At 59.0% G+C, this 12,825-nt stretch carries 15 protein-coding genes and 2 pseudogenes; 10 read left to right on the top strand and 7 right to left on the bottom strand.

Translation table 11 applies throughout. The features are described from left to right. Positions 1–450: 450 nt before the first annotated feature. Positions 451–996: a gamma carbonic anhydrase family protein gene (locus A7D16_RS11660; protein ID WP_064632951.1), complete on the top strand. Its 546-nt coding sequence runs from the start codon at positions 451–453 to the stop codon at positions 994–996. Positions 997–1,018: 22 nt separating this feature from the next. On the opposite strand, the gene A7D16_RS11655 is transcribed toward A7D16_RS11660, so the two are convergent. Next, positions 1,019–1,285: a YkgJ family cysteine cluster protein gene (locus tag A7D16_RS11655; RefSeq protein ID WP_082925787.1), complete on the bottom strand. Its 267-nt coding sequence runs from the start codon at positions 1,283–1,285 to the stop codon at positions 1,019–1,021. A gap of 420 nt (positions 1,286–1,705) precedes the next feature. Here A7D16_RS11655 and ilvD point away from each other — a divergent pair, with 420 nt between their 5' ends. Continuing rightward, complete coding sequence (gene ilvD, locus A7D16_RS11650) at positions 1,706–3,544, top strand: dihydroxy-acid dehydratase (protein WP_064632862.1); 1,839 nt, start codon at positions 1,706–1,708, stop codon at positions 3,542–3,544. Here ilvD and A7D16_RS21550 read toward each other — a convergent pair. Next, a pseudogene (locus A7D16_RS21550) lies at positions 3,537–3,889 on the bottom strand (phage integrase N-terminal SAM-like domain-containing protein); the annotation flags it as partial. The gene ilvD and the pseudogene A7D16_RS21550 overlap by 8 nt on opposite strands. A gap of 226 nt (positions 3,890–4,115) precedes the next feature. Here A7D16_RS21550 and A7D16_RS23110 point away from each other — a divergent pair. The 6 genes from A7D16_RS23110 to A7D16_RS11625 all read left to right on the top strand — a co-directional run bounded on the left by A7D16_RS23110 (position 4,116) and on the right by A7D16_RS11625 (position 7,020). Further along, complete coding sequence (locus A7D16_RS23110; RefSeq protein ID WP_147308493.1) at positions 4,116–4,505, top strand: hypothetical protein; 390 nt, start codon at positions 4,116–4,118, stop codon at positions 4,503–4,505. Positions 4,506–4,586: 81 nt separating this feature from the next. Then, complete coding sequence (locus A7D16_RS23105) at positions 4,587–4,880, top strand: hypothetical protein (RefSeq protein ID WP_147308492.1); 294 nt, start codon at positions 4,587–4,589, stop codon at positions 4,878–4,880. Between the two features lie 71 nt (positions 4,881–4,951). Continuing rightward, positions 4,952–5,581 carry a hypothetical protein gene (locus A7D16_RS11635; protein ID WP_064632854.1) on the top strand — a complete coding sequence of 210 codons (630 nt, stop codon included), beginning with the start codon at positions 4,952–4,954 and terminating at the stop codon, positions 5,579–5,581. Between the two features lie 62 nt (positions 5,582–5,643). Next, entirely contained in the window at positions 5,644–5,928 is a 285-nt protein-coding gene (locus A7D16_RS23100; protein ID WP_147308491.1) for a DUF6959 family protein, read from the top strand. A gap of 57 nt (positions 5,929–5,985) precedes the next feature. Then, positions 5,986–6,327 (top strand): hypothetical protein, encoded by a 342-nt coding sequence (locus A7D16_RS21540; RefSeq protein ID WP_082925784.1) that lies wholly within the window; start codon positions 5,986–5,988, stop codon positions 6,325–6,327. Between the two features lie 63 nt (positions 6,328–6,390). After that, complete coding sequence (locus A7D16_RS11625; RefSeq protein ID WP_064632849.1) at positions 6,391–7,020, top strand: hypothetical protein; 630 nt, start codon at positions 6,391–6,393, stop codon at positions 7,018–7,020. A 38-nt stretch (positions 7,021–7,058) separates the two neighbouring features. On the opposite strand, the gene A7D16_RS11620 is transcribed toward A7D16_RS11625, so the two are convergent. Further along, the gene (locus A7D16_RS11620; protein WP_064632846.1) at positions 7,059–8,414 is read right to left on the bottom strand and encodes a DUF6792 domain-containing protein; all 1,356 of its coding nucleotides are present in this window, start codon (positions 8,412–8,414) and stop codon (positions 7,059–7,061) included. Continuing rightward, positions 8,411–9,073: a hypothetical protein gene (locus A7D16_RS11615; protein WP_064632844.1), complete on the bottom strand. Its 663-nt coding sequence runs from the start codon at positions 9,071–9,073 to the stop codon at positions 8,411–8,413. The genes A7D16_RS11620 and A7D16_RS11615 overlap by 4 nt, the downstream gene beginning before the upstream one ends. 458 nt (positions 9,074–9,531) lie before the next feature. Between A7D16_RS11615 and A7D16_RS11610 the strand changes: the two genes are divergently transcribed. Then, entirely contained in the window at positions 9,532–9,882 is a 351-nt protein-coding gene (locus A7D16_RS11610) for a SymE family type I addiction module toxin (RefSeq protein ID WP_064632841.1), read from the top strand. A gap of 39 nt (positions 9,883–9,921) precedes the next feature. Here the strand turns inward: A7D16_RS11610 and A7D16_RS11605 are convergent. The 3 genes from A7D16_RS11605 to A7D16_RS11590 all read right to left on the bottom strand — a co-directional run bounded on the left by A7D16_RS11605 (position 9,922) and on the right by A7D16_RS11590 (position 12,009). Then, a protein-coding gene (locus A7D16_RS11605; protein ID WP_095522362.1) for an IS3 family transposase occupies positions 9,922–11,024 on the bottom strand; the annotation gives its coding sequence in 2 pieces (ribosomal slippage) (positions 9,922–10,775 and positions 10,775–11,024; 1,104 coding nt in all). A 244-nt stretch (positions 11,025–11,268) separates the two neighbouring features. Next, complete coding sequence (locus A7D16_RS11595) at positions 11,269–11,646, bottom strand: DUF6559 family protein (protein WP_153043156.1); 378 nt, start codon at positions 11,644–11,646, stop codon at positions 11,269–11,271. 81 nt (positions 11,647–11,727) lie between these two features. Then, on the bottom strand, positions 11,728–12,009 hold the full coding sequence (locus A7D16_RS11590) for a hypothetical protein (RefSeq protein WP_064632835.1): 282 nt from the start codon (positions 12,007–12,009) through the stop codon (positions 11,728–11,730). A 208-nt stretch (positions 12,010–12,217) separates the two neighbouring features. Between A7D16_RS11590 and A7D16_RS21535 the strand changes: the two are divergent. Continuing rightward, positions 12,218–12,825, top strand: a pseudogene (locus tag A7D16_RS21535) (transposase); the annotation flags it as partial.

Genomic DNA, 12,825 nt, shown 5'->3' with positions numbered 1-12,825 from the left:
TGTGGTGTGTGGGGGCGGGGGCGAGCAATGGCCCTGCGCTGCGAAGCGTGCGAACGCACGGCGCCGAGCAGAGCGCACTGCTGCGTGCGACGCGCTGTGCGCAGGGCGTGGCAACCACTTGCACGCTAGGCCGATTGCAGACGCCGTTCAAGACCGATTACCGCAGCGATGTGCGCTTATCGGACGACACGGCGCCGTGTCTTCGCCTGCACCGCACTGCGTTCGGTGCGTTGCAGGCAGCATGGCCTGCAGCCAGGCAAACCTCGCTGCGCCACGGACACTCGCCCATGACCAAGCCAGCCAAGCCAGTCGGCAACCCTGCGTGCAGGGCATTCGCGCGTTGATTGCCTCTCGCCTGCCGCCACGGCACTGCCGCAACCGCAACCGCTGCGCGGGTATCATCTGTGGCGTGCCCGCAGCTGGCGGCACGCTGACTTGCCGGAGAGTGCCGTGACCCCGATTCGCCCCTTCCTGGAGCACACCCCGCAGCTGGGCGCGCGCGTCTACATCGACCCGGCCTGCACCATCATCGGCAAGGTGAGCCTGGGCGATGACGTGTCGGTGTGGCCGGGCACGGTGATCCGCGGCGATGTCAATCACGTGCAGATCGGCGCACGCACCAACGTGCAGGACGGCACCATCATCCACGTCAGCCACCACAGCCCGTTCAACAAGGCCGGCTACCCGACCGTGATCGGCGAAGACGTCACCGTGGGCCACGGCACCATCCTGCATGCCTGCACCATAGAGGACCTGTGCCTGATCGGCATGGGCGCCTGCGTGCTCGATGGCGCCACGGTCAAACGCTACGGGTTCGTCGGTGCCGGCGCGGTGGTTGGCCCGGGCAAGGTGGTCGGGCAGGCAGAGTTGTGGCTGGGCAACCCCGCACGCCTGGCGCGCACGCTCAGCGACAAGGAAATCGAGAGCCTGCATTATTCCGCGCAACATTATGTGCGGCTCAAGGATCAGTACCTAGGCGTGCCCAGCGGCAGCTGATCGCCACGATGCGCGCCGCCGCTTAAGGCTGAGTTGCGCGCTCCAGTGCCGTAAGCATCGACAAGGCCTGCGCGCGCGATGTTCCGCACATCTCCAGCGACGGCCGCAGGTTGCCGCACACCGCCGGACGCAGTGGCGAACCGAACAACCGGCAGCCCAGCTGCGCATCCAGTTGCACGCACGCCACCCCGGCCGGCTTGCCGTCGGGCATGCCGGGAATGGGCGAACTGATCGACGGCGCGATGCAGCAGGCAGCGCAGCCCAGGCGGCACGAAAGTTGCGAAGACATCGGCCTAGTGTAGCGGCGCCGTCGCGCGTGTTCCTGGCAGTGTCGCGCCGCGCGCGCAAGGCGCGACGTGCATCGTCTCGGCCAGCGGTCTGATTGCAAGGGCAGTGAGCACGCTGCTCCGGTTGATGCGCGTTGCGGCAGCGCATGCTCGGGAAGTTTTCAGCCGTGCGGCAGACCATCCCGCCGAGACGTCAATGCCGGGGCCAACACCGGGCAAGCGCGCAGCCGCATGAATCCAGCGGTTTGCAGTGGCGGCATGCAATGGTCGACCTTGGGACACCCGACCTCGCCGCAGCCGCGCACAGCGCTGCGTGCTAACGTGCCAGATCACCGGAACGCGCCTGCGACGGTTGCAGCAGCAACAGTCGCGACGCGCTCTAATTGCCAGCCACCGCTCGCTAATCAGCCGTCGACTTCGCCATGCCCGAGTACCGTTCCAAGACCTCCACCCACGGCCGCAACATGGCCGGCGCGCGCGCACTGTGGCGCGCCACCGGCATGAAGGATGGGGACTTCCACAAGCCCATCATCGCCATCGCCAATTCGTTCACGCAGTTCGTGCCCGGGCATGTGCACCTGAAGGATCTGGGCCAGCTGGTCGCGCGCGAGATCGAACGCGTCGGCGGCGTGGCCAAGGAGTTCGACACCATCGCCGTGGACGACGGCATCGCGATGGGCCACGACGGCATGCTGTATTCGCTGCCCAGCCGCGAGATCATCGCCGACTCGGTGGAATACATGGTCAACGCGCATTGCGCCGACGCGCTGGTGTGCATTTCCAACTGCGACAAAATTACCCCCGGCATGTTGATGGCCGCGCTGCGGCTCAATATCCCCACCGTGTTCGTCTCCGGCGGCCCGATGGAAGCCGGCAAGACCAAGTTGTCCGACCATAAACTCGATCTGATCGACGCGATGGTGATCGCCGCCGACGACAGCGCCTCCGATGAAAAGGTGGCCGAATTCGAACGCAGCGCCTGCCCCACCTGCGGCTCCTGCTCGGGCATGTTCACCGCCAACTCGATGAACTGCCTGACCGAAGCGCTGGGCCTGTCGTTGCCCGGCAACGGCACCGTGGTGGCCACGCACGCCGACCGCGAGCAGTTGTTCCTGCGCGCCGGGCGCGTGGCGGTGGAGCTGTGTCACCGCTGGTACGGCGGCGAAGACCCCACTGCCCTGCCGCGCGGTATCGCCACCTTCGAAGCATTCGAAAATGCGATGACGCTGGACATCGCCATGGGCGGCTCGACCAACACCATCCTGCATCTGCTTGCCGCCGCGCAGGAAGGCGACGTGCCGTTCGGCATGCGCGACATCGACCGCCTGTCCAAGCGCGTGCCGCAGCTGTGCAAGGTGGCCCCGAATACGCCGAAATACCACATCGAAGACGTGCATCGCGCCGGCGGCATCATGGCCATCCTCGGCGAGCTGGCACGTGGCGGACTGCTGCATACCAACGCGGCCACGGTGCACGCACGCACGCTGGCCGACGCCATCGCGCAGTGGGACGTCACCCAGACCGATGCGGAAACCGTGCACACGTTCTACAAGGCCGGCCCGGCCGGCATCCCCACCCAGATTGCCTTCAGCCAAGCCACGCGTTGGGACACCCTGGACACCGATCGCAGCGAAGGCTGCATTCGCGATGTCGCGCACGCGTTCTCGCAGGAAGGCGGCCTGGCCGTGCTGTACGGCAATATCGCCCGCGACGGCTGCGTGGTGAAGACCGCAGGCGTGGACGAATCCATCCACGTGTTCGAAGGCAACGCCCGCGTCTTTGAGAGCCAGGATTCGGCGGTCAAAGGCATTCTCGCCGACGAAGTGAAGGCCGGCGATATCGTGGTGATCCGCTACGAAGGCCCCAAGGGCGGCCCCGGCATGCAGGAAATGCTCTACCCCACCAGCTACCTCAAATCCAAGGGCCTGGGCAAGCAATGCGCCCTGCTCACCGACGGCCGCTTCTCCGGCGGCACCTCGGGCCTGTCGATCGGCCACGCCTCGCCGGAAGCCGCCGCAGGCGGCGCCATCGGGCTGGTACGCGATGGCGACAAGATCCTGATCGACATTCCTAACCGCTCGATCAACCTGCTGATCTCCGACGAAGAGCTTGCCCTGCGTCGCGCGGAGCAGGATGCCAAGGGCTGGAAGCCGGTGGAGGTGCGTCCGCGCAAGGTCACCACGGCGCTGAAGGCGTATGCGCTGCTGGCGACCAGCGCGGACAAAGGCGCGGTGCGCGACAAGGCGATGTTGGCCGGCTGAGCTGTTGCAGCGATTGCAGCAGCGTCGGCTCCTTTATGGGCCGCTTAGCGCGCACCAAGTTTTCCATGCACGGCAGCTCGATGCGCAAAACCTCGCGGTAGAGAAACAACAACGCTGCCAACGCCTGGTTCTGTGTGCCCGCAGACACCTGCCCATCGGTGGCCAGCCGCGTCAGGAACGCCTCGACCTCCGCCTGCCCATCTGCGCCGGATCGCGCTTGCCGCTGGCGAGGATGAAGCACCGTATCCAACTGAGATAGGCCTGCTCGGTTCGCAGGCTGTAATGCCGTACCCGCAGGCGGTCGCTCACCTGATCGAGCAACCGGACCGGTGGACGTGATGTTATGCCGTCGTGTCTGGGGGTGTCTCATACGCCTGCGTCCTTGCTGGATAACACCGCAAGCATCCGCATTGTCGCGGCCGCTTACTATCGTGCGATCCCGTGACTTGGGCTAAGAGTTCCCCCATTCACAAAGCGTCCGCGATCGAAGATACTCGCCACAACACCGCATTTCGGCGGTCCAATAGTAGTTAGGCCTCATACCTTTTATCGTGAATATGGACAGCACCTGATGGAAAGCAAAGCCTCACTTACCACACTCTTTATCCTCACGCTCTTTAGCGGTCACGCACAATCGAAGAACACTTCACAAGCGGAATTCTTAGTTGTTCAGCAATGCTCAGAAGCAGCTCGACTTGTTTCTAGGGCTGCGGAAAATTTCCCGTTGAGTGAGAGCTTGAGGAGCAATCTGATCTTTACGATGCATGAAGAGATCAATTCCAAGGGCCTTCCCGATCACTTAACGCCGCAGGCTGATCATGTCGTCACAGCTAGGAAAGTGATGGAATCCATTGTTGAAACCAGTTCGCCCGAGAAAAACGCCAAGATCAAGAATGAGAGAATTCTTACGTTATCGGCAGCGATGTGCGTGATGCAATGGAAAGTCGACAATGAGGCCTAACAATTCATTCAAGCCGACACCGCTTCGCGGCGCGGCTTAATTCAGGCGTTAGCCCTGTCATCAAGCAACAAGGAGACTTATATGCACATAGAAGCGAGCGGAGTTGCAACATTCAGGGTCAATGCAACAGGTCAGAACGTTTCTGTTTCTGCTTCTGATCTAGACTGGGATTGTCAGGGGGACGGCGAGCGCGACATGGGCCCTGAGCTTATCCATACAGCAGACTTTGATATTGCGGGGCACACGGTAACCTGGAGCATTTGGGAGTATCCCGTAGGCGTCGAAAATCACAGCGACACCCATGTTCCCGATGGCATCACTTTGGTCACGGACATTGACTATAGCTTGGTGCACGATCCTGACCGACAGGGCTAACAACTTAATCAAGCCGAACTGGCCTCGCCAATCGGCATATTTCGGGCGTTAGCCAGACCTATTAGGCATCCATGCTCGGCACGAAGAACAAAGCGCTCCCGCTTGCCGCTATCGCGCTAGTCGCCATGGCAGTCACATGCGTTGCATATATGCAGGGCTACAGATTCGACCTTTCTAAAGATTCCGCACCCGCCTGGATCCAGGCCATTGGCAGCATCCTCGCAATCGTGGCGGCCGCTTGGATAGCCAAGCAGCAGAATGTGCATGCCCGCACACTTGAAGAGTACAAGCAAGCAAAAGCGGACAAGCAAAAACTGGAAGTGATCATGGCACTTATGGCCCGCTCGCATCGCTTGGCCATTGACGTATGCAAAGCCTATGAATCGAATGAACAGGAAGATATAGACCAGATAACGCCGCCACTCATGGCCGACACGCATCACGCACTGATGGCATTGCCAGTGTTTGACATCCCTGAGTGGCAGCTTTCATTGGACGTGCTAATGATCAGTCGGGCACTAGCTTCACTTCGAGAGCAGTTTCTTGCCTTGCAAGACTCCACGTCTGAAGAAGAGTTTCGTTCAAACCTGAAAGACCTCAATGAACTTGCAAGTGAGATTAAGCAGGTTAGTGGTGATGCTGTTTCAATCGCCAAGAAAGAGATCAACGAGCGAGACCTGGTTCTTCACGGGTCTGGCTAACAATTCATTCAAGCCGAACCCTCTTCGCGGGTCGGCTTAATTCAGGCGTTAGGCACCAGATCATGCGCTCAACCATCGTCGAAATTTTCTCCGACCAAGCCAACGCGTCGGTGATGCGTCATCCTGATCGTCGCTTTCCTGGAGTCCTTGTTCAGGGTGACTCCCTGTATGCAATGTGTCTTCAAGCTGACGCTGCTTGTGCCAACGCCAAGCAACTGATCAATTCCGACAACTATGATGAGCTCAATGATCTGCGCAATAGGCTTTGGGATTACCTCAACCACTACAAAGCTGTGCTCGGTGAGCATAAGGTGCCGTTGCCTTTCAGAGAGTCGGCTGGTGCCTAACAATTCATTCAATCCGGCACTGCTTCGCGGCGCGGCTTAACTCAGGTGTTAGACCTCATGACTATCGACATCGACAAACTGACCGAGGCCGAGCTCATCGACCTCAATCATCGGATTGTTGAGAGACTTCGCTTCATGCAGCATGCGCGAGCTCACGCAACTATGCTCCGCTTCAGCATTGGTGAACGCGTCACGTTTGAGCCGGATATGCGAGGCCCGGTTTATGGCGTTATCGTTCGCTACAACAAAAAATCGGTCTCCGTGCTTACGGATGATGGTCAGCGTTGGAATGTAGCGCCTGGTCTTCTACGTCCAGCATCAATAAAGGGCACTAAGCATTCGTCTTCTGGCAACGTTGTCGCTTTACCTCGCAAACCGCATAATGAACCTAAAAATTAATTCAAGTCGATGCCGCTTCGCGGCGCGGCTTAATTCAAGCGTTACGCCTCAGAGGAGAGTGCAATGGCAGATGATGGTTTGAAAGGCGCAGAGAAGCGCGATCTCGCTATCCAGACTGGGTTGCAGCTGATTCCGTATGTCGGCGGCTCCCTCTGCACGCTCTATTTCGGAACAAAGCAGGAGAAGCGTTTTAAGCGCATAGAGTCGTTTTATGCTGAGCTGGCAGAAGAGCTGAAACAGGTTAAGGGGGCCATTCCTCCCGTCGAGAAGCAAGACGCTCCTGCCCTTGAGGCGATCATGGAGTCATTGCACGACAAGGTTGAGGCGGAGCCCACCGCTGAAAAGCGCCAGTTCTTTTTGAACTACCTCAAGCATACTCTGCTCCAGCCAGTCTCGGGAAACTTCGATGAGCGCAAGTACTTTCTCACTACCCTAGATGAAATGAGCCTTCTAGAATGCGAACTTCTTGCCTTCATTAATGGCTCTGGTCAGGTACAGGTCGGGAGCATACAAAAGCCAGGCACTGAGCAGTACGCAATGGTTGGCGCCATTGGGCGGCTCAAGGCAAGAGGTTTCCTCACTGCCTCCCAAGGCTCCTTTGCCATTGGCGGCGGGGCGGATAACTCGCTCCAAGAAATCGTGCAGGTCTCGTCGTTTGGCAAGCGCTTCCACAGTTTCTGCCTAGATGCATAACAATTCATTCAAGCCGAAGCCACTTCGCGACTCGACTCTTACATCGATCGTGTAGGTGCTTGCTCAACCGTATCCTGCTGCGACCGCTGCGCATCCAAGGCCTGAGACTGGCGGACGCTTTCCTGCAGTGGAGGCACGGCCTCAGACAGATCTACCTTGGCCCTGAAGCCCGGCGTCTGGCCAAGAATAAAAATGCTTCCTTGGTGTAGGGTCACGCTCTGCAGCTGATCGTCACGAAGGATGCCCGCGCGCTTGGCTTCGACGGTGGCGTGCATTGCAACCTCATCAGAGGTGCCCTCTGGTAGCTTGCTGTGAATCGATCGATACAGAGGGTCGTTTGAGACCATCGCAGGGGCAGGCGCAACGCAGCGCTCCAACGACTCACCAATTGGCATCTTCCAGCCCGGTGGCACATACGCTGGCGCATCCTCGCTTTGCATGCGCTGTTGCACCTCCTGCCACCGGGTCGCAGCCATTTCCGCGCGTCCAGCACCTGGGAGAAGCGGGTCGCGCAAGTGATCGATGCCATCCGCCAGGCTCATCCCTTGAATGACCCTCGCATTGAAGGTCACGCCCATCCTCAACGTCTCAACATCACCGCGATACTTGTCGATCATCGGCGCATGTTGCCGGGCCAGCAGCTGCGTTTGAGGGTCTTCCAACACCGAGCGGTCCGGTTTGCCGTTGGCGTCCAACGGCAGGAAGTTGTGGATCCGATGCGAATCTCCCAAGTCCGTTGCGACCATCGGATTGCGTGCATCCAAAAGACTGCTGTCGTTGGCGTAACCAGCCCTATCCAATGCAGTGATCTCATGCGACGCGGCGTATACCTTCACCTGCCCATAGTACTTACTTGCAGCACTCACGGCATCGCCTGCCATCACGTGATTGATCACGTCGTTGCCACCTTCCGGAATGCGCCGGTCCAGGCTGACCGCACCATAGGCGTTAAAAGTCTCTCCCTTGAGGCCGAAGTGGTGCGCAGTGACCTGGGCGAGGTTGCCGCCCAGAGAATGACCGGTGACGGTGACATCGGGAGCAGGTTGGCCGGTTTTGAGGTGCTTTTGTTCTGCGTACTTCAATGCATGCTGAGTCAATTCGATCGCATCATCGACCTGACGATTGTGACGTGCTGCAACCATGCCACCGTCAGCATAAGCACCATCTTGCTTTGGTTGACGATCAAACTCGGTACCGCGATGAGCGACGATAATTTCGCCCGTTTCTATTTTCTCGTAGATAATTCCCTGATAGCCGGATGGACGATCCATATATTCCAGACGCCTGAACGAGACGCCGCCGATTTTTACTGGCGTACTGTCAGACCCGGTTTCACCAGGTCGCGCATACACATCATTTGCGAGAAAGGCATTTTGCTGTTCGGTCAGGCTCATTTGGACACCCTCTCAGATTTTAGCGTTACCTTAAATAAACTTCCGCGATTTGACTCAGCATATTTATCCACACTATATTCACCGGTGTCGGGATAGTTATCCATCTGGCTTCGCGGATAGCCTCCTTTCCAAAAATAAAATTTAACGGGTACTGAATCGTATATTTGCGCTTTAAAGAGCGCCGGCTGGAAACGCGTTTCCTCTTTTTTGCCGGTCGCCTTTAGCGAGATACCAACACCATTGAGTTCAAAATTACACACACCCTTTCCGTAATAATCCGCATCGATCATGCCATCTGCATAGATCGTCGCGACATATGTCGTCGGATCTATTTTTTGAAAATTGATGGGTATCCCATCTTCTTTTGACTTACTCCAAACACCCGCAATAGGCTCTATCGGCGTGCATTGCTCATGATTCGTCATTTGATAAAAGGCGGTGCCCGATATCCACTCAAACGGACCCGGCGCATCCTCGATTGTCATGGTGAGCTTGTAAGCTTCCGTCGGATGTTGATTTTTCCGATAGACCGGGTCTCCGTCAGCCGTGGTCTCGCCGTTTTTTTCGTACTTCTCAGACGCAGCATTCATTGGGTTGCACCCCGTCAAAAGGACTAGGAAAAGACATCCGACAATCTTGATTTTGAAATACACGTTCATGCCACCTCGGTGCCCTGCGTGTTTAAAGTTGGGAGCGAACGGCCTGCCGGTGCGGTACGGCCTGAGTCGCAGTGAGTGTAGCGAATGTGCATTGACTAATCCGCTCTTGACCAATGCCCAGCTCTGACTTTGCCGGGTGAAACGCCAACGCGCAGATCTTCTATCGACGCTATCCAGACCGCCAGCATCAACCGGTTGACATGTCACGCAGCGCGTAGCAGTCTCCTCGGCAAGGAGCGTAGAAACTCCCCTAACAGCGGTACCCACCTCCGTCAAACCGGTGGGTTTTTTGTGTCTGCAGATTCTTGTGGGTGCAACCGACGCGATGCCTGCGTCGGGAGGGCGGCTAATACAACACCCTTCGGGGAAATACGCCCGCCGACTGTTAGCGGTTTCTAACCTCCCGACATCCCGTCGCCATCCGGCGGCGGGGCCTGTTCGTCAAGGAGGGCTTTGCCATGCGTCGACCCACGTCCCGTCCCACATCAGCACGCAAGCGCGGCACGGAGCCGCCGCCCCGCGAGATCGGCTGGCACTCGCTCGACCCCTCGATCAAGCCGCGGCCCTATGTCGAGCGCACCCCCATCCCCCAACCCCGCACCGAAGCCCGCCCACCGCGTCCCGGCCACCCGCGTGCCCCGCAACACTGCACCGTCGGCTACGGCTATTACCCCGCCAGCGACCAACGCGTGCCCACGCTGCGCCTGCGCGGCCGCTGGTTGGAACAACTGGGCTTTGCCATCGGCAGCAAACTCAACATCCGCCTGCGCAACGGCGAGCTGGTCGTTAGTGTGGCACCCGCCGACTGAGCTGGCGCGACGTCCCCCCGTCCTGAGTAGCGGCCGGGTCTAGAGTCCGGGGTTGATGATATCGGTGTTGGCCAGCTGTTGGGCATACGCGGACGGGGTCATGCCGCCAATTGCTTTCTTGGGTCGCTCCTCGTTGTATTCGCGTCGCCAGCGCTCGATCTCGGTGCGTGCGTGCAGCAGTGTCGGGAACCAGTGCTCGTTGAGGCATTCATCGCGCAACCGGCTGTTGAACGATTCGACATAGGCGTTCTGGTTTGGCTTGCCGGGTTGGATCAGCCGCAGCTGCACTCCATGCGCATGCGCCCAGGCGACCATCGCCTTGCCGCAGAACTCCTTGCCGTTATCGGTGCGGATCACCTGCGGCAAGCCGCGGCTGATGGCAAGCCGATCCAGCACGCGCGTCACGCCATGGCCCGAGATTGCACGCTCCACCTCGATGGCGACCGCTTCGTGCGTAGCATCGTCCACGATCACCAGGCACTTGATCGCCCGGCCGTCGGCGGTGCGGTCGAACACAAAGTCCATCGACCACACCTGGTTGGCCTGCGATGGCCGCAGCAGCGGCTGACGCTCGCCCACTGGCACTTTCTTGCGCTTGCGGCGGCGGACTTGCAGCTGCTGCTCGCGGTACAAGCGCTCCACACGCTTGTAGTTCACCAGGCGTCCTTCCTGGCGCAGCTTGAGATAGATCATCCCCACGCCGTAGCGCTTGTGGCGATGCGCCAGTTCCACGATGCGCTCGCGTAGCGCAACGTTGCGGTCCTCGCGCGGGCAATAGCGCAGCGCACTGGCGCTCATGCCGATCGCGGCCAACGCGCAACGCTCGCTGGCCCCTCGCCCGATCCACTCGCGCACCAGCGCACGACGCGCCGGTGCGCTCACCATTTTTTTTGCAGCGCCTCCTTGATCAGATCGTTCTGGAACACCTGCTCGGCGAGCAGCTTCTTCAGGCGCGTGTTCTCTGCCTCCAGGTCCTTGAGTCGCTTGGCATCGGGCACGCTCATCCCGCCAAACTTGCTGCGCCACAGGGAGTAGGAGGCCTCGCTGAAGCCATGGCGCCGGCACAGATCCTTGATCGCCACGCCGCTTTCGGCCTCACGCAGAAAGCCGATGACCTGCTCGTCAGTAAAACGCTTCTTCACGTCCAATCTCCTTCGGGTAGGGAATTGGACTCCAAACTGCGGCGCTACTCAAAATCGGGGGGACGTCGAAACCCTCATGCATTTCTCCGCAAGTGGAACAAGTGAATGGTGAAGTCACGTGCAGGCCCTTACGCATGAATTAAGCCGAGTCGCGAAGCGAGCTCGACTGGAATGAATTGTTAGGCCACTTCCCTGGCGCAACTGAAGAACACGTTTGATCATCTCTTCTCTATCGCGCAGCGCACTAAAGATCCAGGAAATCAAACAGGGAGATGTCTAGGTCTGGAAACTCCAGCCAGGACAGATTCCAGTCGAACCAGCTGCCCGAATCGTCTTTAGCAACTGCCCGCAGCATCTCAGACTTCATCGCCGCGTAGTCACACCCCTCGGGAACATGCGCGTGCAGCTGATCAAAGTCCTCATGCAGGTTAAACATTGCATGTGACCAGCAGGCCACATCAATGTCTATGCGCTTACGACGGTTCGCTTCCTTGACCTGCTCGACGGTATAGAAATTGCGCTCCCCGTAATGCTGGAGAAGGTCATCGCCCACCAACCTTGCTTGCGCCTTCTTGTCTAGCGGGCTAATTGCACATGGTGCAGGTTGCACTACTGTACTCATACACACTCCTGTGAACTACCTGTAGTATCTAACGCCTGAATTAAGCTAGGCCCTGAAGTGGTATCGGCGAGCAAACAAGTATTAGGCCTCAATGGCAGGCTCCTTGAATATAATTTGCAGCGACCCAGGCGAGATAAGACTTGGTGCCTGATGATTGGCGCTGATGTGACTACTCATGCGGATGCTGAAACCGTGTTGAGCGAGGATGCCAAGCTCCCGGACTGACTCAACACGAACGTAGTCTTGTTCGAAACGAGTCATGCTCGCGACGTACTTACCGTCCTCATGGAGGTGCGGAGTGAGAACAAAGCCGGGCTCGCGGCCGCGCGACACGGTGTAGGAAATAGCGGTTGCTTCTGCCACTTTGCAATTCCCTTTGTTTGAGCCCTAATGCCTGAATTAAGTCGGCTGGCGAGGCTGATTTTACTCGAACGAGTTATTCCGTCCGTGCACTGGCGACTGGCACGAGCCGGTCGACTGGTGGCAGGGCATCCGGTACGGACTGACTGATACGCCCAGGGTTTCCTAGACATCTCAAGGCCATGGAAAATGGCTAATTCGGAGGTGTCCCATGAGCAGCAAGCGGTATACGGATGAGTTCAAGATCGAGGCGGTCGGCAAGTGACCGATCGCGGGTTCAAGGTGGCAGCAGTCGCCGAGCGGCTGGGTGTAACGAGGCACAGCCTGTACGCCTGGCTGCGCAAGTTCGGCAAGCCCGGCGTCGTGCAGCGCGCCGAGGTGGATCACAGTGCCGAGGTTCGGCGCCTGAAGGCCCAGTTGCGCCGCATCACCGAGGAGCGCGACATCCTAAAAAAGGCCGCAGCGTACTTTGCCAGGGGGTAAAGGCAAAGTACGCCTTCATGCACGCCCATCGCGGGGAATTCAGGCTGTGCGCGATGTGCCGCGTGTTGCGGGTAAATCGTGCGGGGTATTACGCCTGGCGAAAGACGCCCACCAGTGAGCGCGCCAAGGAAGACGAACGCCTGCTGGGGCTGATCAAGCGCCACTGGCTGGCCAGCGGCAGTGTCTATGGGCATCGCAAGGTCAGCACAGAGCTACGCGATCTGGGTGAGCGTTGCAGTCGCCATCGCGTGCATCGGTTGATGCGCGCGGAAGGGTTGCGTGCGCAGGTGGGCTATGGTCGCAAACCCCGCTTCCATGGCGGGACCGCGTGTGCCG

Source organism: Xanthomonas nasturtii, assembly GCF_001660815.1.
Taxonomy (GTDB): Bacteria; Pseudomonadota; Gammaproteobacteria; order Xanthomonadales; family Xanthomonadaceae; genus Xanthomonas; species Xanthomonas nasturtii.
Note: the sequence above shows the minus strand (reverse complement) of the source record. Positions and strands in the feature narration are given on the sequence as shown.